Genomic DNA, 22,439 nt, shown 5'->3' on the forward strand with positions numbered 1-22,439 from the left:
CCGCGTTTTTCGCGGCATGCCACATGACAGAGGCCGCGCGGATCGCGATCCGCGCGGCCTCTTCTTTTTTCGGGCACGCCCCTCACGTGGCGGGCGCTGCCTTTACATCCGATAGCGCAGCGTCAGCATGGCGTTGCGGGGATCGCCGTACAGGTTGTAGAAGATGCCGTAGCCCGGCGTGCGCAGATACTCGCGATTGAACAGGTTGTTCACCGACAGCGCCGCGTCCCAGTTCTTGTCGATCTGGTAGCCCACACGCGCGGACACCGTCGCGTAGCCGCCCTGATACACCGACGCGGTCTGTACGTTGCTCTGCGCCTGCATGCCCATCCCCACGCGCCACCCCACCAGCGCGCCGCCGAAGTCGTCGCGATTGAAGCGGTACTGGGTCCAGAGCTTGAACAGGTGCTTGGGCAGCACGTCGGCGCCGAAACGCTCACCCACGTTGGCCGGATCCGAGTCGCGCAAGTATTTGGCGTTGGTGTAGGTATAGCCCGCCACGATGTCCCAGCCCGGCGTCGGGCTGCCGCTCACTTCGGCCTCCCAACCCTGGCTCTGCACCAGGCCGGCCGCACGGCTGCAGGTGCCGGTCGGCGTGCCGCCACAACCGATGTTCTCGGTGTCGGTCACGGCGCGGTTCTTGTCGCGGATGCGGAAGAACGCCAGCGACGCATTCATGCGGCCATCGAAGAACTCGCCCTTCACGCCGGCCTCCGATTGCCAGCCCACGCGCGGCTTGAGCGTATTGCCGCTGATATCCTGCGCCGTCTGCGGTACGAAGATGTCGGCATAGCTGGCATACAGCGACACCTGATCGTTCAGGTCCCACACCATGCCGCCGTAGGGCGTGAACTCGTTGTTCACGTTCGCATTGCTGCGGGTCCAGTCCGAACGCTCTGGCGCGTAGGTGCGGCTCTTTTCGCGGTAGTCGGTCCAGCGGCCGCCCACGATCAAGGTCAGCGGGTCGGCCAGCTTGAAGCGGCCCGCCGTGTAGATGCCGGATTGCTCGGTGCGGGTGTTGCTGCGGTTGACGACCGGCAGCTCGTAATAGCTGTCGAAGTCATGATCGTCGAGGGGCGCGACGTCGGGCAGCACGCTGAAGCGGCTGCCCGTGATGGAGTCGTAGCGCGCGAGGTCATAGCCCAGCGTCAGCGTGTGCTCGCGGCCCAGGAAGGGCACCGGTCCGGTGACATGCACGTCGGCCTGGTCCCACGCGAAATCGTTGGCAATGCGGCCGACCGACATGCCGACCCGGCCCGTATCCCGGGGAATGGGACCGCTGGTGAAGCCCGAGTAGCCCCGGTAGCGCGAATCGCGATGCAGATAGGCTGCCTTGAATTTCCAGTCGTTGGCGAAGCGGTGCGTCAGGTCGGCACCCACGTCGTAGGTGTCGAAGTTGGACACTTTGGACGGTCCGACATAGCTGTCGCGATCGGGCACGGAGCCATCGTCGTACAGCGGCAGGCCATTGAAGTTGCGGAAGCGCCGCTTGTTGTAGGCGGCGGTCAGGCCCACGGTCGTGTCGGGCGTGAGGTCATATTCCAGCACACCATAGAGCGTGCTCGGCTGCGAGTACCCGAGATCGTAGAACTTGTCCTCTTCCTGCACGGCGCCAACGACCCGTCCGCGCAAGGTACCCGACGTGTTCAACGGACCGCCGCCATCGAGTTCCAGCCGGCGCGTGTCCCAGGAGCCCACCGTGGCCGCGCCCTCGAAGTGCGCCACGTCGCGCGGGCGCTTGCGCACGTAGTTGATCGCGCCGCCGGGCTCGCCCGTTCCGGTGAGCAGGCCGGAGGGGCCCCGCAGGACTTCCACGCGGTCGTAGATGGCCAGATCCATGTGCGGGCTGTAGTCCTGCTGCGGCAGGCCGTCGTACTGCGCGCTGGTCGAGAATCCGCGCGCATTGAAGCGCTCGGTGCCTTCGTAGTCGGAAGGCGTCAGGCCCGTCACATAGCGCATGGCCTCGGCAACGGTGACGAGCCCCTGGTCATCCATCTGCTGGCGCGTCATGACCGAGACCGACTGCGGGATCTCGCGCAGCGACTGGCCGTCTTTGGTGATCGTGACGGCGCGCGCGGCATAGGAGTCCAGGCCGTCGGTCGTGGCGCCCAGGCCCACGCCGTCCACGCGCACGGCGTCCAGTGTCACGGCGGCGTCGCGGTTGGCGGGGTCCGGTACCAGCACGTAGCCGGCGGCCGTTGCGCTGGCGCGATAGCCGGTGCCGCGCAGCAGCGCCACGAATCCGTCGGCCACGCCATAGCGGCCGCGCAGACCCGGCGTGCTCAGGCCTTGCAGACGGCGCACGTCGATGACGATGTCCGCACCGGAGAGCTGCGCATAGCGGCTGAGCGCGGGTGCGAGGGGTCCGGGTGGAATGTCGTACTGCGCGGCGGTGGCGGCGCTGCTCGCGCCCACAGGCTGGGCCAAGGCGCCGGGGCCGACGAGCGTGGTGCAGACCAGCGCCAGCACGAGCGGCAGTGGACGGGCAAGCATCGGAGCGAGGCGGGCAGGGGTGCGGGCGGCACCGCGGAGAGTGTGGGCTGAGGCCATGAAGCGGCTTCCTGTTCGTGGGTTCTATGGGTTTGACGGACGAGCCGCCCGAACCGGAACCCGGCCGCGACATTATTTTTGGTGAGACGCGGCCTGCGCGGGATCGAGGTCCACGCTGAGGAAGTACGGCGTGTAGCTGCGGACGCGCAAACCAGGAAGGCTTGCCGCCAGCAGTTGCAGCGCGCGGTCGGTGTCGTCCAGCGGCAGCACGGCGGAGACGCGCACCTGGCTCAGCGCGGCGGCGTCGAAGCGCATCACGCCGGGGCGATGGCGCGCGAGCGTGTCCAGCACTTCATTCAGCGGCCGGTCATCCGCAAAGAGACGGTGCGTGCGCCAGGCGTCCTCGATGCGGCCGGGTTCCACGGCGATGATCGGCCCGAGGCCGTCTGGCCGCAGCCGCACCGCCTGGCCCGCTTCGATCACCCATTGAGCGGAAGGGCGGCGGGCCGCCTGCACGGCGACGCGGGACTCGATCACGGTGAGGAGCGTGGAGTCGGCCGACCTGTTCACCACGAAACGCGTGCCCACTGCCCGCATGCTGCCGTCGGGGGTCTCGACCACGAAGGGGCGGTGCGGATCCTTCGACACATCGATGAACACTTCCCCGCGCAGCAGTTCGAGCGCGCGCCGGCTGGCGTCGTAGCGCAGATTGACGGCACTGCCGCTGTTGAGTGTGATGCGTGTGCCATCGGGCAGGACTTCGGTCTTCCATTGACCGGTGCTGGCGCGCACGTCGGCGAGCAGATAGGAAGGCGGATAGGCCTGCCAGGCCATCCAGCCCGGCACGGCCAGCACGCAGGCCAACGCCAGCGTCGCGCCGAGCCGGCGGCCTCGTCCCGCCCGGGCGTGGCCGAGCGCAGCGGTCACGGCCGCGCGGCCGGCGCCGCCGCCCGTCTGGCGCACGTCTTGCACGTGGCCCAGCAGGCGTTCCATGGCGGTGGCGGCCGCGGCGTGACGCGGGTCGGCCGCTTTCCAGGTCTCGAACAGGCGGGCGGCTTCTTCGCGCTGTGCGGCATCGTCGCCGCTGAGTTGCACGAGCCAGTGCGCGGCTTGCGCGTCGAGCGAGGCGGTCGGGTCGGGATGCAGGGCCATGGAGCGGACGCCGGGCTTCAGGCCAGGCGTTGATGGCAGTGCAGGAGTACCTGCACCAGATACTTCTGCACCATGCGGACCGACACGCCGAGTTGTTCGGCCACCCGCGCATGGGTCTCGCCCTCGAGATAGTGCAGCAGGAACGCCGTGCGAGCCTTGGGCGCCACACCGGCAAGTACCTGACAGATCTCGTCCAGCGCCTGTACGGCCACCAGCAACTGTTCCGGCGATGGATGATGCGGCAGCTCGGTGGACAAGGCCGCGAGTTCGGCCAGATAGGTGCGCTCGAGGACCTCGCGGCGCGCGCGGTCGATCAGCAGATGGCGCGCGGTGGTGGTGAGCCAGGCGCGCGGTTCGGCCAGGGTCGGCCGCGGCCCGAGCAGCGCATCGCGCGAGACGAGCAGACGTTCGAAGGTGTCGTGCGCCAGGTCGGCCGCGTGGTGCGAACAACCGAGGCGGCGGCGCAGCCAGCCAAACAACCAGGAATGATGATCGCGGTACAGCGCATGAACCTGCTGCTGCACCCCCGAGTCGGTGACCGACATGCCTCTCCGCAGACGTCTTTTAATCTAAATGAGAATGGTTTGCGAATGTAAAGCAAAAGCGCCCGCCGTGCAATGTGCGCCGGCCGACGGGTGGGCAGGGGGCGTCTCCCGTGCGGCACATCCCGCGCGGCCACGGGGGCCACGGCCTGCGATTCCGGGTTAACCCTGTCCGGGTATTTGCTGGGCTAGCCTGGCTTGTCCTGCCCCCGCAATTACTTGTTTGTCAGCGTTCGGTGACGAGGCACATGATGGTGCCGCCCGTGGACGAGCGATCGCGCATCGTCCACCCAGACTCACCGAAGACGGCAGACCATGACAGAACCACACGCAGCATGCAGGGCCGGCGTCGACATCGGCGGCACGTTCACCGATGTCGCGCTCGAGCACGAAGGACGCCTCTACACCGCCAAAGTGCTCACGGACTACGAGAAGCCCGAGCGCGCCATCGTGCGCGGCCTCGCGCTCGCCGCCGAAGAGGCCGGGATTGCGCCCGCCACCATCCAATCGGTGGTGCACGGCACGACCCTGGCCACCAACGCGCTCATCGAGCGCCGCGGCGCGCGCACCGCCTTCATCACCAGCGAGGGCTTTCGTGACGTCATCGAGATGCGCAACGAAGGCCGCTTCGAGCAATACGATCTGTCGATCCAGTTGCCGGCGCCGCTGATCCCCCGCTGCGACCGCTTTCCGCTGGCCGGCCGTCTCGATGCGAGCGGCAAGGAGCTGGTGCCGCTGGACGAAGCCGGCCTGGACCGCATCATCGAATCGATCCGCGCCGCCGGCTACACCAGCGTGGCGGTCGGCCTGATGCACAGCTACCGCAACGGCGCGCACGAACGTCAGGTGCGCGACCGGCTGCGGCGCGCGCTGCCCGATGTGTCGGTGTCGATCTCGTGCGAGGTGTCGCCGCAGATCCGCGAATTCGAACGCTTCAACACGGTGTGCGCCAACGCCTACGTCAAGCCCTTGATGTCCTCGTACCTCGGCCGCCTGGCCCAGGCGCTCGAGGCCGAGGGCATGCGTTGTCCGCTGTACATGATTCACTCGGGCGGCGGCCTGATGTCGCTCGAAAGCGCGGCCGAGTTTCCGGTGCGGCTGCTGGAGTCCGGTCCCGCGGGGGGCGCCATCTACGCCAGCCACGTGGCCGCGCGCTACGGCATGGAACGCGTGCTGTCGTTCGACATGGGCGGCACCACGGCCAAGATCTGCCTGATCGAAGACCTGCATCCCAAGACGGCGCGCACGTTCGAGGTCGCGCGCACCTATCGTTTCAAGAAGGGCAGCGGGATGCCGATCTCGATCCCGGTGATCGAGATGGTGGAGATCGGTGCGGGCGGCGGCTCGATCGCCCATGTGGATGACCTGAAGCAGGTGCGCGTGGGCCCGGAGAGCGCGGGCTCCGAACCCGGGCCGGCCTGCTATGGCCGCGGTGGCGAGCGCCCCACGGTCACGGATGCCGACCTGGTGCTGGCCAAGCTGGACGCCAAACGCTTTGCCGGGGGCTCCATCACGCTCGACACCGATGCGGCGAAGACGGCCGTGCGCGTGCACGTGGCGGATCCGCTGCAAGGCGAGACCGTGCAGGGCGCCTATGCGGTGGCCGAGATGGTCGACGAGAACATGTCCAACGCGGCGCGGATGCACGCGGTGGAAAGCGGGCGCGACCTGAGCGAGTTCACCATGATCGCCTACGGCGGCGCGGCGCCGCTGCATGCCGCCCGCCTGTGCGAGAAGCTCGGCATGGATAGTCTGGTGGTGCCGCCGGGGGCGGGCGTGGGCTCGGCGATCGGCTTCCTGCGCGCGCCGTTCGGCTACGAATCGCTGCGCAGCGCGGTCATGCGCCTGTCGCGCTTCGATACCGGCGTCGTCAACCGCATGATCGGCGAGATGAACGAAGAGGTGTCGCGTTTCCTGGCCGAGACCGGTCATCGCGGCCAGACGGTGCGCGAGCTGCGCGCCTATATGCGCTATGCGGGCCAGGGCTGGGAGATTCCGGTCGAGGCGCCCGACGGCGAGCTCGACGGCGCGACGCTCGAGCGTCTGCGCGTGAACTTCGTCGAGGCCTACACGCAGCTCTTCGGCCATGAGGTCGCGGGGCTCGACGTGGAGGTCGTCAGCTGGGCGTTGTCCCTGCGCAGCGAGGCCGTCGCGCCCGAGCGCGTGCAGGCCAGCGCCGGCGCGGCGAGCGCCACGCGGGCCGAGTGCCCGCCGATCGACAGCCGCCAGGTGTTCGACGCCAAGACCGGCGCGTTCCTCGATTGCGCCATCTACGATCGCGCCAGTCTGCCGCGCGACACCCGCCTCGACGGTCCGCTGATCGTCACCGAGAAAGAAACCTCCACCTACGTCAGCCCGGATTTCGGCCTGGTGCTGCAGGCGGACGGCTGCCTGCTGATTCAACGCCGACAAGGCAAAGGGGCCTGAAATGAGCCAGACCATACGCGTACGCGAACAGATCATGTGGAACCGGCTCATCGCGGTTGTCGAAGAGCAGGCCGTGACGCTGATCCGCACCGCCTTCTGCACCAGCGTGCGGGAAGCGGGCGACCTCTCGGCCGGTGTGTTCGACGCCCAGGGCCGCATGATCGCGCAGGCCGTGACCGGCACCCCGGGCCACGTCAATTCGATGGCCGAATCGGTCGGACACTTCGTGCGGAAGTTCGGGGATCGCCTCGAACCCGGCGACGTGCTCGTCACCAATGACCCGTGGATGGGCACCGGCCACCTGCACGACATCACCATGGTCACGCCGGTGTTCCGCGCCACCGGGGGCGGCGCGCCGCGCCTGATCGCCTACTTCGCGTCGACCGCCCACGTGGTCGACATCGGGGGCCGCGGCTTCGGGCCGGATGCGGGCGAGGTGTACGAGGAGGGCATCTGCATCCCGCTGATGAAGTTCTACAAGGCCGGCGTGCTCAACGAAGACCTGATCGACATCCTGCGCACCAATGTACGTGAACAGGACCAGGTGATCGGCGACTTTCATTCGCTGGTGGCCTGCAACGACACCGGCCGCCGCCGTCTCGAGGCGATGATGGACGAGTTCGGTCTGGCCGATCTGCAGGAGCTCGCCGGCTTCATCTTCGACCACAGCGAACGCGCCACGCGCGAGCGCATCGCGGCGCTCGATGCCGAGCGCGAGTCGTACGAGATGCGGGTGGACGGCTACGAGCAGCCGATCGACCTGCGCGTGAGCGTGCAGGCACGCGAGGGCACGCTGTACGCGGACTTCACGGGGACGTCGGGCCCGAGCCGCTACGGCATCAACGTGCCGCTCACCTACACCAAGGCCTATGCCTGCTACGCGCTGAAGTGCGCCATTGCACCGGATATTCCGAATAACTGGGCGTCGCTGCTGCCGTTCGAGATCAGCGCGCCCGAAGGGTGCATCCTGAACGCACCGCGGCCCGCGCCGGTGGCCGTGCGGCACGTGTTGGGGCATCTGATTCCCGACGTGGTGCTGGGGGCGTTGCAACGCTTCCGCCCGGACCTGATCCCGGCGGAAGGCGCGAGCGCGCTGTGGAACCTGCAGATGCGCTTTCAGGGGGCGCGGGACGACAACCGTCAGTCGCGCCACGAGATGCTGATCTTCAACACCGGCGGCACCGGTGCGCGCCCCGCCAGCGATGGCCTGAGCGCCACGGCGTTTCCGAGCGGGGTGCACACCATGTCGGCCGAGGTCACCGAGAGCATCGGGCCCATCGTGGTCTGGCGCAAGGAGCTGCGGCCGGACTCCGGCGGCGCCGGGCGCTGGCGCGGCGGACTGGGCCAGCGTATCGAGATCGGTGCGCACGAGGGCTACGAGTTTTCGCTCAATGCGATGTTCGATCGCGTGGCCTTCCCGGCACGCGGACATCGCGGTGGCGGCAGCGGCGCGGCCGGCAAGGTCGGCATGGACGACGGCACGGTCATGAAGGCCAAGGGCACCCAGCACATCGGGGCAGGCCGCCGACTGGTGCTCGACCTGCCGGGCGGCGGCGGCTACGGCGCGCCGGGCGAGCGCCCCGCCGAGCTGGTGCGGCGCGACGTCGACTATGGCTACCTGTCGGAAGACCAGGCCCGCCGCGACTATCCGCACGCCTTCGATTGATTCGCGGGCGCGGACCCGGGCACGGCGCGGCACCATGCCGCGGCCGTGCCCCGATAACCAGGGGAATAACGATGAGTAGCAACGTAATCAACGCGACCGCGGCGCTGGACCGCCCGGTCGCGGGCGCCGGCACGGGTCAGACCAATGGGGCCGGCACCGCGCAGGCGGGCGGTCCGCCCACGCCGCGCAAGGTCGGCAAGCAGGAGCTGAATCGCGTGGTGCTCGCCTCCGTGGTGGGCAGCTTCGTCGAGTGGTTCGAGTTTTCGGTGTACGGCTATCTGGCCGCGGTGCTGGGGCAGGTGTTCTTTCCGAGCAGCGAGCCGGGCGTCCAGCTCATCGCGTCGCTGGCGGCGTTCGCGGTCGCGTTCTTCGCCCGGCCGTTCGGCGGCTTCATCTTCGGTCCGATCGGCGACCGCTTCGGCCGCAAGCATGTCCTGACCGTCACCATCCTGATGATGGCGGTGGCCACGTTCGCGATCGGCCTCGTGCCCTCGTACCAGACGATTGGCATCGCCGCGCCCATCCTGCTGGTGCTGCTGCGCCTGCTGCAAGGCATCTCGGCGGGCGGCGAAGGGAGCGGCGCCGCGATCTTCGTGGCGGAGTACTGCTCCGACAAGCGCCGCACCGCCGTCACCAGCTGGATCGAGGTCGGCTGCATCAGTGGCTTTGCGTTCGGCGCCACCATCACCACGGTGCTCACCGTGTTCTTCTCGACCGAGCAGATCCTCGAATGGGCCTGGCGCGTGCCGTTCCTGCTGGCCTTGCCGCTGGGCGCGATCGGTCTGTACATCCGCAACCGGCTCGAAGAAACGCCCGCGTTCGAAGCGGTGCGCGAGAATCGCGAGTCGCATCCGAAGTCCAGCTGGAAGCATTTGTTCTCCACGCATCGCGCCGAGCTGCTGCAATCGTGCGGCTTCATCATCGTGACCAACGTCACGCTGTACACGGTCACGACCTACATCCCCACGTATCTGAACAACACGCTCAAGATGCAGGCCAACACGAGCTTTCTGCTCTCGCTCGGGCCTCAGCTCTTTCTGATCGCGATGATTCCGGTGATGGGTATCCTGGCGGATCGCATCTCGCGCAAGACCACGATGCTGCTTGGCAGCGTGGGCATTCTGCTGCTGGCGATTCCCTGCTTCCACCTGCTGGCCGAAGGGACCTATGCGGTGAAGGTGGCGTCGCTGCTGATCCTGAACCTGTGCCTGGCCGCGCTGCTGGGCTGCATCTTCGCGGCGGTGCCGGCGCTGTTCGACACCAAGGTGCGGTTCTCCGGCATGGCCATCAGCTACAACGTGGCGGTCGCGCTGTTTGCCGGTACCGCGCCCATGCTCAATGCCTGGATGATCCAGCGCACGGGCAATTACATGGTGCCGGCCTACTACCTGATGTTTGCCGCGGTGGTGGGGATCGTGGCGCTGCTCTACAGCCGCGATCGCACCGGCGAACCGATGCCGGGCGACGCGCCCAGCCCCGACTGACGCGGCCTGAACGCGTCAGCCCTGCCGCAGCAGGGCCGTGCCGTCGGACTCCTCGTCGGGAGCCTGACGGCACGTCGACACAAAGCCGCTCACCGCTTCGGTGCAGACCTCTTCGAGCAGCCAGCGCGTGAACTGGCGCAGCACGGGCGAGTAGGCCTGGTCTGGCCGCACCAGCAGGCTGAAGCGCGGCATCTGTTGCGGTGGCAACTGTTTGAGCAGATCCATGCCGAACGGCGCCACCAGCCGGCCCGACTGCACGCCGCGCACGGCGTCGGCCCACGAGATGAAGCCCACTCCCAGCCCGGCCAGCACGGCCTCCATCATGGCGGCATGGGTGTGCAAACGCATCACCGGCTGCGCCGGCCGCTCGTGCACGCCCAGCAGGGTAAGCGTGTCTTCCCACAGCGTGTTGGTCACGAGCGACGAGATCACACTGTGCGCCAGCAGATCGCGCGGCTCGTTGACCGGCAGCCGCTGCAGCAGGCTGGGCGTGGCCACCAGCACCTTGAGATCGTCGATCAGCGGCGTTTCGGCAAAGCCCGGCGGTGCCTGGTAATGCCAGTGAATGGCGGCGTCGAGCGATTGCGCATCGAGCTGCACCGGCTCCACGCCCACCGCCATGCGCAGATCGAGGTCGGGCACGGTCGAGGTGAACTGACCGAGCCGCGGCACCAGAAATTCCGTCGCGAAATACGGGCTGACATAGAGCGAAAGCTGGGGCCGCGCCGGCGCCACCTGCACCGCCTGCACGCCATCGGCGAAACGGTCCAGCCCATCGCGCACATGCAGATAGAAGGTCTGGGCGGCGGGCGTGGGCTTGAGGCTGCGCACGTCGCGCTGGAACAGCTGCAGATCGAGATGCGCTTCGAGGTGCTTGAGTTGCTGGCTCACGGCCTGAGGCGTGAGGCAGAGCTCGCCGGCCGCCTGGCGTATGGAGCCGTGGCGCATCACGGCTTCGAAGATGCGCAGGGAGTTCAGGGGAGGAAGTCGATACCGCATGAGTGCCGCGTGCCTTGACCGCACAGGGAGTCGTGCGGGTTTCGATAGTAATCCTTTCCCGGGGCCGTGCCGGGCCGGGCGCGAGGCCGTTGCAGATTGCGACAACTCCGCACCGCGTCGTGCACGGCGGCGGTGCCGGCATGCCCCACGACAGGGACGACGCCACCGGCCCGAGAGCGGCCCGGCGCAGCCGCGGCGCGCGCGGGCCCTTGCTTATCGCGGCGCGATCGCGCCTTCGGGCGCGGGCCCCACGTAGCGCCCGCGTGGGCGGATCACCTGCGCTTCTCCCAGCTGCTCCAGGCTGTGCGCCATCAGGCCCACGCTGCGCGCGGTGGCGAACAGGCCGAAGGCCGCGTCCGCCGGCAGCCGGTGATGGGCCGCCAGGGCGGCGAGCGCCACGTCGATGTTGGGTTGCTGGCCGGTGAGCGCCACCCCTTTTTCGATGAAGCGCGCGATGACCTTGGGGGGCTCGAACAGCGCAAGCAGCGCGGTGGCGCGGGGATCGCCGTCGGGATAGAGGTGATGGCCGAAGCCGGCCAGCGGCAGGCCCGTGGACAGGTGATGCGCGATCACCTGGTCTTCACCTTGCCGCTCCACATCGGCAAACAGCGCCTGCACGCGGCCCGACGCATCGCCGTGCAGCGGCCCCGACAAGGTGGTGAGGCCCGACAGCAGACAGGCCGGCAGCGAAGCACCGGTGGAAGCCGTGATGCGGGCCGCGAAGGCCGAGCTCGTGAGCTCATGGTCGGCCAGCAGCACGAGCGCCGTGCGCAGGCGCTTGCCCACGCTGGCGGGCAGCTTCCAGCCCGCCGCGAAGCGTTGATGCAGGGGCTCGTCGCCGGCTTGCGCGCCGAAGGCGTGCGCAAGCTGTCCGATCAGGGCCTGCGCTTCGGCGTGCAGGACCCGGCGGTGCCGGCCATGGGTGGAATGACCCGTCGCGGTAAGGGCGGCAAGCGCGCCGAAGGCCGCCGCGCGGCCCGGCCTGGCCACGCGCGCGAGGCCCGCGGACGAGAAAGCCACGGGCTGTTCGGCGTCCCACAGCAGGCGGGCCGTTTCTTCGAGGCTGGCCTCGCGGGCCAGCACGATGGCGTCGCGGCCGCGGTAGTACAGGTGCTGCCGATGGAAGGACGACAGCGCCGTGGGGATGCTGGGCTCGGCGCCAAAGAGGGTGTTTGCCGCGAGCGTCTCGTGCTTGCGCCCCGCCTGCTTGCGCCGCGCGAGGCCGGCCACGTCTTCGGCGCGGTACAGGCTGCGGCGCGTGTCGGACGGATCGGCCATCACTTCGAGCTTGCCGCGGCTCACATAGGCGTACACGGTTTGCGGTCGCACGCCGAGCTGCTCGCAGGCCTGCGCCATCGTCATCCAGGAACCCATGGTCTTCCCTAGTTTGTATGTTGATTTTATAGATCAAGATTGCCATGGCAATCAACGTATAAATACCATGGAGCCATTCCTGCAGACGGTGGTTTGTGGAAGGACCGCCGGGCAGTCAACGCAACGTGAAGCGCACCGATATGAAGCCACAGGTCCTCCAGCTCAATCCCATTCTCATCCCCGCCATCAACGACGCGCTGGCCGAGCGCTACGAGGTGCACAAGCATTTCGAGATGGCGCAACCCCAGGAATGGCTGCGCGAGCATGGCGCGCGGATCGACGCGGTGATCACGGGCGGGCATACCGGCATCAGCCGCGCCATGCTCGAGCAATTGCCCGCGCTCAAGATCGTTGCCGTCAACGGTGTGGGCACCGATGCCGTGGATCTGGCGTACTGCCGCGAGCGCGGTCTGCCTGTCACCGCCACGCTCGGCGCCCTGACCGAAGACGTGGCCGATCTGGCCGTGGGTCTGCTGATCGCGGCGTGTCGCAATATCGTGGCGGGCGACCGCTTCGTGCGCGAAGGCCAGTGGGAGAAATTTCCTTCGCCCAGCGCCATCCCGCTCGCGCGCCGATTCAGCGGCATGCGCGTCGGCATCGTGGGCATGGGCCGCGTGGGCCGTGCCGTCGCGACCCGCGTCGCGGCGTTCGGCTGCCCGATCCGCTACACCGATCTGCGTGCCATGAACGATGTGCCGTATGGCTTCGTGGGCGATCTGGTGGCGCTCGCGCGCGATTCCGATGCGCTGATCCTGTGCGCGGCGGCCGACAAGGCCGAAGGCATCGTGAACGCCACCGTGCTCGACGCGTTGGGCGCGCAGGGGTATCTCATCAACGTGGCGCGCGGCCGGCTGGTCAACGAGGCCGATCTCGCCGCCGCCATCGAAGCGGGCCGCATCGCGGGCGCGGGCCTGGACGTCTTCGTCGACGAGCCACGCGTGCCGCAGGCGCTGCGCGCATCCGACCGCACGACGCTGCAGGCGCACCGCGCCAGCGCCACCTGGGAGACCCGCCACGCCATGGGCGAAATGGTGCTGGCCGGCATTGCGCAGGCCCTGGCCGGCGAGCGGCCGAGCCAGAGCCTGACGACCTGAGGCGCCCACCGTGAGCGACTTCGTCTTCGCGCCACCCGCGCCCGTCAGCCTGCCCATCGCGGGCAGCGCGCAACGCTTTCCGGTCGCCCGCGTGTTCTGCATCGGGCGCAACTATCGCTGGCAAGCCGGCGAGCCCGCGCCCACGGCCATGCCGGCCTGGTTCATGAAGCCCGCGAGCGCATTGGCCCCCGCCGACGGTACGTTGCCGTACCCGCCCGGCACCACCGACTTCTGCCATGAGATCGAGTTGGTCGTGGCGTTAGGGCAGGGCGGCCGGGATCTGGATCCGGCGCAGGTGCTCGCGCACCACGTCTGGGGCTATGCCGCCGGGCTGGACCTCACGCGGCGCGACCTCCAGCAAGCGGCCAAGCGCGCGGGCGGCCCGTGGGAGCCCGCCAAGGCCTTCGATCATTCCGCGCCGTGCTCGGCGGTGGTGCCCGCCGCTGCCGCGGGGCATGCCAGGACGGGGGCCATCTGGCTGACCGTCAACGGCGCCGAACGCCAGCGTGCCGATATCGGCGATCTGCTGTGGTCCGTGCCCGAGCTGGTGGCGATGTTGTCGCGCTCGGTGCGGCTTGCGGCCGGCGATCTGATTTTCACCGGCACGCCCGCGGGCGTGGCGCCACTTGTGCCGGAAGATGTCGTTCGCGCGGGCATCGCCGGCCTGGGCGAGCTGTCGCTCGTGGTCGGCGCCGCACCGGTTGGGGCCGCGCCGGTTGGCGCCGCGCCGGCTGGCACCGCCTGACCCTCCGCATGGTTTGAATTCGATCCTGACCTCACCGCTTCCTGGAGTCGTATCTTGAACGCAAGCACCACCCCTCGTATTGCCCTCGTGACCGGCGCCGGCAGCGGCGTCGGCCGCGTCACCGCGCTGGCCCTGCTCGACGACGGCTGGACGGTCGTGCTCGCCGGCCGCCGTGCCGAGCCCCTGAACATCCTGCAGGAAGAGGCCGCCGCCCGCGGCCAGACGGCCTGCGCGATACCGACCGACGTGACCGCTCCCGCGAGCGTTCAGGCGCTGTTCGATGCCATCGAATCCCGTTATGGCCGGCTCGACCTGGTGTTCAACAACGCGGGCGTCAATGCGCCCGCCGTGCCAATGGACGAACTGCCGCTCGAGAAGTGGTTCAGCGTGATCAACACCAACGTGACGGGTGTGTTCCTGTGCGCCCGCGCGGCCTTCGCGCTGATGCGGCGTCAATCCCCGCAGGGTGGCCGGATCATCAACAACGGCTCGATCTCGGCGCACACGCCGCGGCCCTTCACGGCGCCGTACACCGCCAGCAAGCATGCCGTCACGGGCCTCACCAAGGCGCTCGCGCTCGATGGCCGTGCGTTCAACATCGTTGCCAGCCAGGTCGATATCGGCAACGCGCTCACCGAGCTGTCCGAGCGCATGACGCGTGGCGTTTTGCAGGCCAGCGGCACCGTCGCGGCCGAACCCATGATGGACGCGAAGCACGTCGCCAGCGCGGTCCGATACATGGCCAGCCTGCCGCTGGACGCCAATGTATTGACGATGACGGTCATGGCGAGCGGGATGCCGTTCGTGGGCCGCGGCTGACGCGGTCGCAGGTCTGCACGCCGGCCGTGCATCAGGGATTGAAGTGAAGTCGTAGGCAGTACGGCACCGCGCCGAGAGCGACGCGGCGCCGCGATGTGGCAGCGATACACGCCGCCGGCCGCAACCCGCGCCGGCGGACCTCACAACCCGTGGCCCTGGTGGCTGACGGTATCCACAAGAGTCGGCGCAGGAGCCGGCCTCCCCAACGGAGACATGCATGAAACTGAACACGCTTATCCAGACCCTCGCCGTCGCCGCCGCCTGGACCCTCGCGCCCAGCCACGCGTTCGCGCAGGCCGCTTATCCGAATCATCCCGTCAAGATCATCGTGCCCGCGCCGCCGGGCGGTGGCATCGACCTGATCGCACGCGTCGTCGGCGAAAAGCTCACCGCGTCGCTGGGCCAGCCCGTGATCGTGGACAATCGCCCGGGCGCGTCCAACAACCTCGGCACCGAACTGCTCGCCAATGCCAAGCCCGACGGCTACACCATCGGCATCGTGGGCGGCAGCCACAACATCAACAAGTACCTCTTCAAGAATCTGGGCTGGGATCCGCAGAAGAGCTTCGAGCCGATTGTCTACACCCACGAGATCCCGCTGGTCTTTGCCGTCTATCCGAAGATCCCGGCCAAGACGCTGCCCGAGTTCGTCGCGTGGCTGAAGGCCAACCCCGACGAGGCCAAGGTCGCCACCTCCGGTCGCGGCAGCGCCCAGGAAATGGCCGCGGAAATGTTCAAGATGGTGAGCGGCGCGCCGATGCTGCTGGTGCCGTACAAGGGCTCGTCCGCCGCGCATCCCGACCTCCTGGCCGGCCGCACCGCGCTCTACATCGACACCTTGAGCGCCATCCAGGAACAGGTCCGCTCCGGCAACGTCCGCGCGCTCGCGGTCTCCACCTCGCATCGCGCCAAGGCCCTGCCCGATGTGCCCACCGCCGAAGAGCAAGGCTTCAAAGGCTACAACGCCAACACCAACGGCGGCTTCCTCGCCCCGGCCGGCACGCCCAAGGAAATCGTGGCCAAGCTCAACACCGCCATCAACGCGGCCCTCAAACAGCCCGACGTGCGCGCCAAACTCGAAGCCGCCGGCATCGAGGTTCAGGGCGGCACCCCGGACGACTACAAGGCTCTGATCGCGTCAGATCTGCAGAAGTGGGGCAAGGTCGTGAAGGAGGCGGGGATCACGGCGGATTGAGAGCGGGCGGTCACGCGGCCGGCGCGAGGCACAGGCCGGGCGACTTCGGGGCAGCAGGAAAGCGAGTCGCTATTGCTATCGAGGACGAGCCTACGGCGACTTGATTCACATCCTGCTTTTCCGTGTGTCCTTCGGCCGCCGTCCAGGCGGCTTTTCCTTTTGCCGGCGCATCTTCCCGCCTTGAGGAACGCGGACTCCCCACATCTTGCCGATCCGGCCGTCCTTGCAACGCTTGTCTGCTTGTGAGTACACTTGTATTTACATCAATACAACATATCAGGAGACAACCCGTGCCCCATCCCCTGCGTCACCTCATATCCGGCTGCCTGATCGCCGCCGCCTTCGCGTTGCCCGCCGCCGCGCAGGAAGCGCCGATCCGGCTCGTCGTCGGCGCGCCGCCGGGCGGCACGACCGACACGGTGGCCCGCAGCATCGGGCAGCATATGGCGAAGGAGCTCAAGCGCACGGTGTTGATCGAAAACCGCCCCGGTGCCGGTGGCAACATCGCCGCCGACTACGTGGCGAAGGCCAAGTCCGACGGCAACACGCTGCTCGTCACGTTCACCAGCTTCTCGATCAACGCCTCGCTCTACCGCAATCTGCCGTTCGATCCGGTCAAGGACTTCAAGCCGATCAGCATGCTCGCCAACGTGCCGAGCGTGCTGGTGACGCGCAAGGATTTTCCGGCGAACGACATGGCGTCGTTCGTGAAGGAAGTGAAGGCGCATCCCGGCAAGTACACGATGGCGATCGGCGCGCTGGGCTCGTCGCTGCATATGGCCGGCGAGCGCATGAAGATGATGGCCGGTCTGGACATCCTGAATGTGCCGTACAAGGGCACGGCGCCCGCCATCACCGATCTGCTGGGTGGTCAGGTCGACATGATGATCGCGAGCTCGCTCAACGCGCTGCCGCACATGAAGACCGGTGCGCTCAAGCCGCTGGGCGTCACGAGCCCCAAGGCGCTGGCGCAATTCCCCAACGTGCCGCCCATCGGTGACACGATCAAGGGCTTCGAGTCCAATGCATGGTTCGCGATGTTCGGCCCGGCGGGCCTCTCGCCCGACACGGTGAAGAGCCTGAACGCCGCCGCGCGCAAGGCCGTCGACACGCCCGAGTTCCGCAAGCTGCTCGAAGGCGAAGCCGCCACGGCGGTGAGCAGCACGCCCGAAGAGCTCGACGCCTTCGTGCGCCAAGACATCGCGCGTTACGCTGAAATCGTCAAGTTCACCGGCGCGACCATCGACTGAACGGCGTCGGTCCGCCCTATCCGGAGTACACCCTTGTCCAAGAATCCGCTTCCCCTCTATCACCAGGTCTATCTGTTGCTCAAGCAACGATTGGCGGGCGGCGGATTCGCGGGCGAGGCGCCGATGCCGGGCGAGAACGCGCTGGCGGCGGAATACGGTGTGTCGCGCCTGACGATCCGCCGTTCGCTGGATGCGCTCGAGGCCGATGGCCTCATCGAGCGCCGCCAGGGCCGGGGCACCTTCGCCGCCGACCGCAAGGGCTGGGTCGACGCGCCGCAGGCCGGGGCGGGCATGGACGCACTGATGCAGCACCTGTCGAACATGGGCATGCAGACCCAGGTGAAGCTGGTGTCGCTGGCGGTGATGCCGGCGCCCGCGGCGGTGGCCGCCGCGATGGAGCTCGCGCCGGGCGCATCGGTGCAGCATTCGGTGCGGGTGCGCAGCTACGAGGGTGTGCCGTTCTCGCACCTCGAGACCTACGTTCCCGGCGATATCGGCGCGCGTATCCGCAAGGCCGACCTGAACAGCCGGCCGCTGCTTGCGATCTTCCGCGAACTGGGCGTGCGCGTGGCGCGCGCGGAGCAATCGATTTCGGCCGAGCTGGCCGATCCGCAGCTGGCGGCGGCGCTCGAGGTGCCGGTGGGCTCGGCGCTGCTGACGCTGCGGCGCCTGGTGCGCGACGACGCGGGCCGGCCGGTGGAGTGGCTGCTCGCTCGTTACCGCCCCGATCGCTACGAATACCGGATGGACATGCAGGCACACGAGACGCAGGGCGAGCCCAACTGGCTGCCCGCCGGCGTGAGCGCGCCGGGCGCGGTGCCCTTGCCCTCGCGCGCGTCTGCCCGGCCGCGCACGGCGAAGGCCGCGACGCGCACGGCGCGGTCCTGACAAAACAGAGAGAGGCAAACCATGCCTGAATCAACCCTGGCCCAGAAGCTGCTGGCCGCGGCGAGCGGCCGCGACGCGGTGTCGGTGGGCGAGATCATTACCTGCCAGGTCGAGCTGGCGATGTTCCACGATTCCAGTGGTCCGCGCCGGCTCAAGCCCATGCTCGAGTCGCTGGGCACGGGCCTGTGGGACCGCGACAAGGTGGTGCTCGTGATGGACCACTATGTGCCCGAGGCGGACGACGAGTCGCGCCGCATCGTGCGCATCGCACGCGATTGGGCGCGCGAGCAGGCGCTGCCGCATGTGTACGACTCGGTCGGCATCTGTCATGTGGTGGTGCCCGAACACGGCCATATCCGGCCCGGCATGTTCTGCGTGGGCGGCGATTCGCATTCGCCCACCGGCGGCGCGTTCGGCGCGTATATGTTCGGCGTGGGCAGCACCGAGATGCTGGGCGTGGTGGTGAGCGGCGAGATCTGGGTGCAGGTGCCGCAGACGCTCGCCATGCAATGGAACGGCCGTCTGGCGCACGGCGTGACGGCCAAGGACATGGCGCTCGCCATGATCGGCCGCTTCGGCATGAACGGCGGCCGCTATCAGGCCGTGGAGTTCTGTGGTGAGGCCGTGCGCGCGCTGTCGATGCAGGAGCGCATGACGCTGTCGAACATGTCGGCCGAACTGGGCTCGCAGGTCGGGCTGATCGCGCCCGACCAGGTCACGCTGGATTATCTGCATGCCGCGGGTGTGCCGGGCGCACTCGAGATCGACGTGGCGCGGTGGCAGACTGACGCCGGTGCGCCGCTCGAGCGTCACGTGTTCGACGCCGGCGCGCTGGCGCCGCAAGTGGCCGCACCGCACAGCCCGGCCAACGCCGCGCCGGTGGGCGACTACCCCGCCACGCCGATCCAGGCCGCCTATATCGGCGCTTGTACCGGTGCCAAGCTCGAAGACCTGCGTGCCGCCGCTGAGGTGCTGCGCGGCCGCCGCGTGGCCGCGGGCGTGAGCCTCATGGTGGCCCCGGCCAGCGCGCGCGATCAGCAGCGGGCGCAGGAAGAGGGCGTGATGGATGTGCTGGTGCAGGCCGGCGCCCAGGTACTGCCGAATTCCTGCGGAGCCTGTTCGGGCTATGGCGGCTCGATCCCCGAGGGCGCCAACGTCATGTCGACCACGGCCCGCAACTTCAAGGGGCGCATGGGCGCCGAGACGGCGCGGGTGTTTCTCGCGTCGCCGTATTCCGTGGCGGCCGCGGCCCTGACCGCCCGCATCACCGATCCGCGCGAGGTGCTGGCATGACGCACGACCCATCACACCGTGCCTGGCGCGTGGGCGACGATGTCGACACCGACCAGTTGGCGCCCGGCGCCTATATGAAATTCGGCATCGACGAGATCGCGCGCCATTGCCTGCAGGGCGTGCGCCCGGAGTTCGCGGCGGGCGTGGCGGCGGGCGACGTGCTGGTCGCGGGCCGCAATTTCGGCATCGGCTCCTCGCGCGAGCAGGCCGCCGCGGCCCTGGTCCATCTGGGCGTGGCGGCGGTGATCGCGCCGAATTTCAATGGTCTGTATTTCCGCAACGCGTTCAATGTGGGCCTGCTGCTCGTGACCTGCGAGCGCGCCACCGAGATCGAAGAGGGCGAGTCCGTCACGCTCGACCTGCCGGGCCGGCGCGTGTTGCGGGCCAATGGCGACGCGCTGCCGTGCGCCGAGGTGCCGGGCTTTCTGCTCGACATGGTGCGTGCCGGCGGCTTGATGAATCTATTGCAGCGCCGGCTCGCCGAAGGCAGCCTGGCGCGCCATCCCTTGAGGGCATGATGACCGTATCGTTGTTGAAGTCCCGGCTCGACGCCGGGCAGAGCGTGCTGGCCCCTGGCGTCTATGACGCGCTGTCCGCGTTGATCGCGGAGCAGGCGGGATTCGAGGCGCTGTATCTGTCGGGCGCATCGATCGCCTACTCGCGGCTGGGCCGCTCCGATGTCGGCCTGACGACCTACTCCGAGGTGGCCGACACCCTGGCGCGCATCACCGAGCGCGTGAGCGTGCCGGTCATCGTGGATGGCGACACGGGCTTTGGCAACGCGCTCAATGTGCAGCGCACCGTGCGCGGCTTCGAGCGTGCAGGCGCGGCGATGATCCAGATCGAGGACCAGGGCTTTCCGAAGCGCTGCGGCCATCTGGCCGGCAAGACGGTCGTGCCGGTGGCCGAGATGTGCGGCAAGCTGCGCGCGGCGCTCGATGCCCGCGACAACACCTTGATCCTGGCGCGCACCGATGCGCTGGCCGTCGAAGGGCTGGATGCCGCCCTCGAACGCGCCGAGCGCTACCTCGAATGCGGTGTCGACGCGATCTTCGTCGAAGCGCTGCGGACCGAAGAACAGCTCGACACCGCCTGCGCACGCTTCGCGCACCGCGTGCCCCTGCTGGCCAACATGGTCGAAGGTGGCCAGACCCCCGTGGAAAGCGCGCAGGCGCTGGCCGAGCGCGGCTTTCGCATCGTGATTTTCCCGGGCGGCACGTCACGCGCCGTGGCGCACATGCTGCAGGGCTACTACGGCAGCCTGCGCCAGCACGGCACCACCAACCCGTGGCGCGACCGCATGCTGGACTTCGACGGCCTCAACGACGTGATCGGCACGACCGAACTGCTGGCGGTGGGAAAGAAGTACCAATGAGCAAGGAGCGCTTAAACTCGTGGCAACGAGCCGGGGGCAGTCGAGCTACCTGACTCGAAATCGGCGTTGAGAGCGCGCTGCGGAGCGCGAGATGGCGGAACACGACTGAGCGATCGCGTCAGTACCGCCCCGTCTCCAGAACATCGTTCAGATAGCCCGACGCCATCGGCGCGTCGCGCAGCATGTGACGCACCCAGGCGTCGCGTTCGTGTGCGATCACCGCGAGTTCCCAGACGCAGGCGAGCGCGGGCGCGGTGACCGGTTCGAACTGCGTGGGCCGGGCCAGCGGCGCCGACAGCATGCGCTGGCACACGATGCCGCCCGAGATCCACCAGTCCACCAGCAGCCACACGGCCTCTTCGCCCACGTGCACGATGGCGTAGCCCAGATCGTGATCGCGTGGGCCGGCCTGCTCGCGCAGCACGTTCAGCGAGGCCGCGCAGGCGGCCGTGGCGACCTCGTCTGCGAGCATCGGCACGGCAGCGTCCGGATCGCGCTGGATGGCGTACGCCTTGAGCGTGCGTGTTTCATCTTTCCACAGGCCCAGCGGGGCGATGCGTCGGGGCAGGTAAGGCTCGGGCGGTTGCAGCGGCATGTCCGTGGGGAGAGCAGGGCAATTGGAAAGCCGAATTCTCGCGCGCGCTGCCGGATTCGCCAAACGGCGTAGGGCAGGGCGCCGTTATCGCCAGGATGGGCGTTCGGGGCAGCACTGCAGGCGAGGCGCGGCGCCCGAATCCCCCGTTGCCGCAGTTGTACCGGTTTTCGTACAATGTTCGCTACGGCCGCCGACGCGTAGCGCGCGGAGCCGGTCGCCATGCTGCACAGTCGCGGCGAAAGCAGGCGCGGTGCATCTGCGCGACCCCGGGGCCCAACAGGAGCTGATCATGAACGTTCTCACCTTCAGCGAGGCGCGAGCCAGCTTCAAGCAGACGCTCGACGCGGTGTGCACCGACCACGAACCCACGATCATCACGCGTCAGCGGGGTGATCACGTTGTCCTGCTCTCCCTGGACGACTACAACAGCATGCAGGAGACTCTGCACCTCCTGGGGTCTACGGCGAACGCCGAGCGCTTGCGCCGCTCGCTCGCCGAGTTCAAGTCTGGCAAGACCCTCGAACGAGGTCTGTTGGGCGATGAACCAGCAACGCAAAAAGGCGCGAAACAAGGCCGCCGCAAGCGATGACGTGATGGTGGCCTGGACCTCTCAAGCCTGGGAAGACTACTGCCATTGGTACGCGCACGACGTACAGGTTGTGCGCGCAATCAATGCGCTGATCCGCGAGATCTCGCGCGATCCGTTGCGGGGCACTGGCAAACCCGAACCGCTGCGCGGTGACCTGACCGGCTTCTGGTCGCGCCGCATCAACAAAACGGATCGCCTCGTCTACACCGTGCAGGATGGCCGGATCATCGTGCTGCAGTGCCGCTACCACTACCAGGCGCCTTGATCCTCGCACTCGGCCTAATCGTTCTTAAAATAGAACACTGAAGCGAATTTTCACCATCTACCGGGCTTTCGTCCTGTTCTTTAAAGTTCTGTTCATGGCAGCGACGCAACGACGCAGACCTGCAAACGGCGCCCCACTCAACCCCGCGCCCCTCAACCGAACCGGAGAACAGACATGACCAAGCCCTACGCCAAGCT

20 protein-coding genes are annotated in these 22,439 nt (G+C 68.1%); 14 read left to right on the plus strand and 6 right to left on the minus strand.

The genetic code is table 11. The features are described from left to right. Window positions 1-102 precede the first annotated feature (102 nt). The 3 genes from CAL25_RS15410 to CAL25_RS15420 form a co-directional block, all read right to left on the minus strand. Complete coding sequence (locus CAL25_RS15410; protein ID WP_094801557.1) at window positions 103-2,493, minus strand: TonB-dependent siderophore receptor; 2,391 nt, start codon at window positions 2,491-2,493, stop codon at window positions 103-105. Between the two features lie 129 nt (window positions 2,494-2,622). Then, complete coding sequence (locus CAL25_RS15415; RefSeq protein WP_094801559.1) at window positions 2,623-3,642, minus strand: FecR family protein; 1,020 nt, start codon at window positions 3,640-3,642, stop codon at window positions 2,623-2,625. Window positions 3,643-3,659: 17 nt separating this feature from the next. Then, entirely contained in the window at window positions 3,660-4,187 is a 528-nt protein-coding gene (locus CAL25_RS15420) for a sigma-70 family RNA polymerase sigma factor (protein ID WP_094801561.1), read from the minus strand. A gap of 312 nt (window positions 4,188-4,499) precedes the next feature. On the opposite strand from CAL25_RS15420, the gene CAL25_RS15425 reads away from it, so the two are divergent. The 3 genes from CAL25_RS15425 to CAL25_RS15435 all read left to right on the plus strand — a co-directional run bounded on the left by CAL25_RS15425 (window position 4,500) and on the right by CAL25_RS15435 (window position 9,761). Then, window positions 4,500-6,611, plus strand: coding sequence for a hydantoinase/oxoprolinase family protein (locus CAL25_RS15425; protein WP_094801563.1), 2,112 nt, complete (start codon window positions 4,500-4,502; stop codon window positions 6,609-6,611). Between the two features lies 1 nt (window position 6,612). After that, window positions 6,613-8,277 carry a hydantoinase B/oxoprolinase family protein gene (locus tag CAL25_RS15430; protein ID WP_094801565.1) on the plus strand — a complete coding sequence of 555 codons (1,665 nt, stop codon included), beginning with the start codon at window positions 6,613-6,615 and terminating at the stop codon, window positions 8,275-8,277. Between the two features lie 71 nt (window positions 8,278-8,348). Further along, window positions 8,349-9,761, plus strand: a complete 1,413-nt coding sequence (locus CAL25_RS15435) for an MFS transporter (RefSeq protein WP_094801567.1) — start codon at window positions 8,349-8,351, stop codon at window positions 9,759-9,761. A gap of 15 nt (window positions 9,762-9,776) precedes the next feature. Here the strand turns inward: CAL25_RS15435 and CAL25_RS15440 are convergent, their stop codons facing one another. Both CAL25_RS15440 and CAL25_RS15445 read right to left on the minus strand, forming a co-directional pair. Continuing rightward, the gene (locus tag CAL25_RS15440) at window positions 9,777-10,760 is read right to left on the minus strand and encodes a LysR substrate-binding domain-containing protein (RefSeq protein WP_094801569.1); all 984 of its coding nucleotides are present in this window, start codon (window positions 10,758-10,760) and stop codon (window positions 9,777-9,779) included. A 213-nt stretch (window positions 10,761-10,973) separates the two neighbouring features. Then, the gene (locus CAL25_RS15445; RefSeq protein ID WP_094801571.1) at window positions 10,974-12,134 is read right to left on the minus strand and encodes a citrate/2-methylcitrate synthase; all 1,161 of its coding nucleotides are present in this window, start codon (window positions 12,132-12,134) and stop codon (window positions 10,974-10,976) included. Between the two features lie 140 nt (window positions 12,135-12,274). Between CAL25_RS15445 and CAL25_RS15450 the strand changes: the two genes are divergently transcribed. The 9 genes from CAL25_RS15450 (at window position 12,275) to CAL25_RS15490 (ending at window position 20,793) form a co-directional block, all read left to right on the plus strand. Further along, window positions 12,275-13,228, plus strand: a complete 954-nt coding sequence (locus CAL25_RS15450) for a 2-hydroxyacid dehydrogenase (protein WP_094801612.1) — start codon at window positions 12,275-12,277, stop codon at window positions 13,226-13,228. 10 nt (window positions 13,229-13,238) lie between these two features. Next, the gene (locus tag CAL25_RS15455) at window positions 13,239-13,973 is read left to right on the plus strand and encodes a fumarylacetoacetate hydrolase family protein (RefSeq protein ID WP_094801573.1); all 735 of its coding nucleotides are present in this window, start codon (window positions 13,239-13,241) and stop codon (window positions 13,971-13,973) included. Between the two features lie 54 nt (window positions 13,974-14,027). Beyond that, a complete protein-coding gene (locus CAL25_RS15460) occupies window positions 14,028-14,792 on the plus strand; it encodes an SDR family oxidoreductase (RefSeq protein WP_094801575.1) in 765 nt (254 codons plus the stop codon). 217 nt (window positions 14,793-15,009) lie between these two features. Continuing rightward, window positions 15,010-15,987: a Bug family tripartite tricarboxylate transporter substrate binding protein gene (locus tag CAL25_RS15465; RefSeq protein ID WP_094801576.1), complete on the plus strand. Its 978-nt coding sequence runs from the start codon at window positions 15,010-15,012 to the stop codon at window positions 15,985-15,987. Window positions 15,988-16,277: 290 nt separating this feature from the next. After that, window positions 16,278-17,237 carry a tripartite tricarboxylate transporter substrate binding protein gene (locus CAL25_RS15470; protein ID WP_249279107.1) on the plus strand — a complete coding sequence of 320 codons (960 nt, stop codon included), beginning with the start codon at window positions 16,278-16,280 and terminating at the stop codon, window positions 17,235-17,237. Window positions 17,238-17,270: 33 nt separating this feature from the next. Then, window positions 17,271-18,125, plus strand: coding sequence for a GntR family transcriptional regulator (locus tag CAL25_RS15475; protein ID WP_094801578.1), 855 nt, complete (start codon window positions 17,271-17,273; stop codon window positions 18,123-18,125). Between the two features lie 21 nt (window positions 18,126-18,146). Beyond that, the gene (locus CAL25_RS15480) at window positions 18,147-19,418 is read left to right on the plus strand and encodes a 3-isopropylmalate dehydratase large subunit (protein ID WP_094801580.1); all 1,272 of its coding nucleotides are present in this window, start codon (window positions 18,147-18,149) and stop codon (window positions 19,416-19,418) included. Further along, entirely contained in the window at window positions 19,415-19,936 is a 522-nt protein-coding gene (locus tag CAL25_RS15485) for a 3-isopropylmalate dehydratase (RefSeq protein ID WP_094801582.1), read from the plus strand. Before CAL25_RS15480 ends, CAL25_RS15485 begins: the two co-directional genes overlap by 4 nt. Further along, window positions 19,936-20,793, plus strand: coding sequence for an isocitrate lyase/PEP mutase family protein (locus CAL25_RS15490; RefSeq protein ID WP_094801584.1), 858 nt, complete (start codon window positions 19,936-19,938; stop codon window positions 20,791-20,793). The genes CAL25_RS15485 and CAL25_RS15490 overlap by 1 nt, the downstream gene beginning before the upstream one ends. A 118-nt stretch (window positions 20,794-20,911) precedes the next feature. Here CAL25_RS15490 and CAL25_RS15495 read toward each other — a convergent pair whose 3' ends face one another. Beyond that, window positions 20,912-21,388 (minus strand): hypothetical protein, encoded by a 477-nt coding sequence (locus CAL25_RS15495; protein WP_094801586.1) that lies wholly within the window; start codon window positions 21,386-21,388, stop codon window positions 20,912-20,914. 289 nt (window positions 21,389-21,677) lie between these two features. On the opposite strand from CAL25_RS15495, the gene CAL25_RS15500 reads away from it, so the two are divergent. Both CAL25_RS15500 and CAL25_RS15505 read left to right on the plus strand, forming a co-directional pair. Continuing rightward, entirely contained in the window at window positions 21,678-21,977 is a 300-nt protein-coding gene (locus tag CAL25_RS15500; RefSeq protein ID WP_094801616.1) for a type II toxin-antitoxin system Phd/YefM family antitoxin, read from the plus strand. Next, entirely contained in the window at window positions 21,928-22,242 is a 315-nt protein-coding gene (locus CAL25_RS15505; protein WP_249279108.1) for a Txe/YoeB family addiction module toxin, read from the plus strand. The genes CAL25_RS15500 and CAL25_RS15505 overlap by 50 nt, the downstream gene beginning before the upstream one ends. Window positions 22,243-22,439: the final 197 nt, after the last annotated feature.

The organism is Bordetella genomosp. 5, from assembly GCF_002261315.1.
In the GTDB taxonomy this organism is placed as follows: Bacteria; Pseudomonadota; Gammaproteobacteria; order Burkholderiales; family Burkholderiaceae_B; genus Bordetella.

Bases quoted from the DNA above. Each gene is read 5' to 3' on its own strand.
- CAL25_RS15435 (WP_094801567.1), top strand. From the start codon at position 8,349: ATGAGTAGCAACGTAATCAACGCGACCGCGGCGCTGGACCGCCCGGTC.
- CAL25_RS15430 (WP_094801565.1), top strand. From the start codon at position 6,613: ATGAGCCAGACCATACGCGTACGCGAACAGATCATGTGGAACCGGCTC.
- CAL25_RS15465 (WP_094801576.1), top strand. From the start codon at position 15,010: ATGAAACTGAACACGCTTATCCAGACCCTCGCCGTCGCCGCCGCCTGG.
- CAL25_RS15450 (WP_094801612.1), top strand. From the start codon at position 12,275: ATGAAGCCACAGGTCCTCCAGCTCAATCCCATTCTCATCCCCGCCATC.
- CAL25_RS15410 (WP_094801557.1), bottom strand. From the start codon at position 2,493: ATGCTTGCCCGTCCACTGCCGCTCGTGCTGGCGCTGGTCTGCACCACG.
- CAL25_RS15425 (WP_094801563.1), top strand. From the start codon at position 4,500: ATGACAGAACCACACGCAGCATGCAGGGCCGGCGTCGACATCGGCGGC.
- CAL25_RS15505 (WP_249279108.1), top strand. From the start codon at position 21,928: ATGAACCAGCAACGCAAAAAGGCGCGAAACAAGGCCGCCGCAAGCGAT.
- CAL25_RS15420 (WP_094801561.1), bottom strand. From the start codon at position 4,187: ATGTCGGTCACCGACTCGGGGGTGCAGCAGCAGGTTCATGCGCTGTAC.
- CAL25_RS15440 (WP_094801569.1), bottom strand. From the start codon at position 10,760: ATGCGGTATCGACTTCCTCCCCTGAACTCCCTGCGCATCTTCGAAGCC.
- CAL25_RS15485 (WP_094801582.1), top strand. From the start codon at position 19,415: ATGACGCACGACCCATCACACCGTGCCTGGCGCGTGGGCGACGATGTC.
- CAL25_RS15445 (WP_094801571.1), bottom strand. From the start codon at position 12,134: ATGGGTTCCTGGATGACGATGGCGCAGGCCTGCGAGCAGCTCGGCGTG.
- CAL25_RS15415 (WP_094801559.1), bottom strand. From the start codon at position 3,642: ATGGCCCTGCATCCCGACCCGACCGCCTCGCTCGACGCGCAAGCCGCG.
- CAL25_RS15495 (WP_094801586.1), bottom strand. From the start codon at position 21,388: ATGCCGCTGCAACCGCCCGAGCCTTACCTGCCCCGACGCATCGCCCCG.
- CAL25_RS15500 (WP_094801616.1), top strand. From the start codon at position 21,678: ATGAACGTTCTCACCTTCAGCGAGGCGCGAGCCAGCTTCAAGCAGACG.
- CAL25_RS15480 (WP_094801580.1), top strand. From the start codon at position 18,147: ATGCCTGAATCAACCCTGGCCCAGAAGCTGCTGGCCGCGGCGAGCGGC.
- CAL25_RS15490 (WP_094801584.1), top strand. From the start codon at position 19,936: ATGACCGTATCGTTGTTGAAGTCCCGGCTCGACGCCGGGCAGAGCGTG.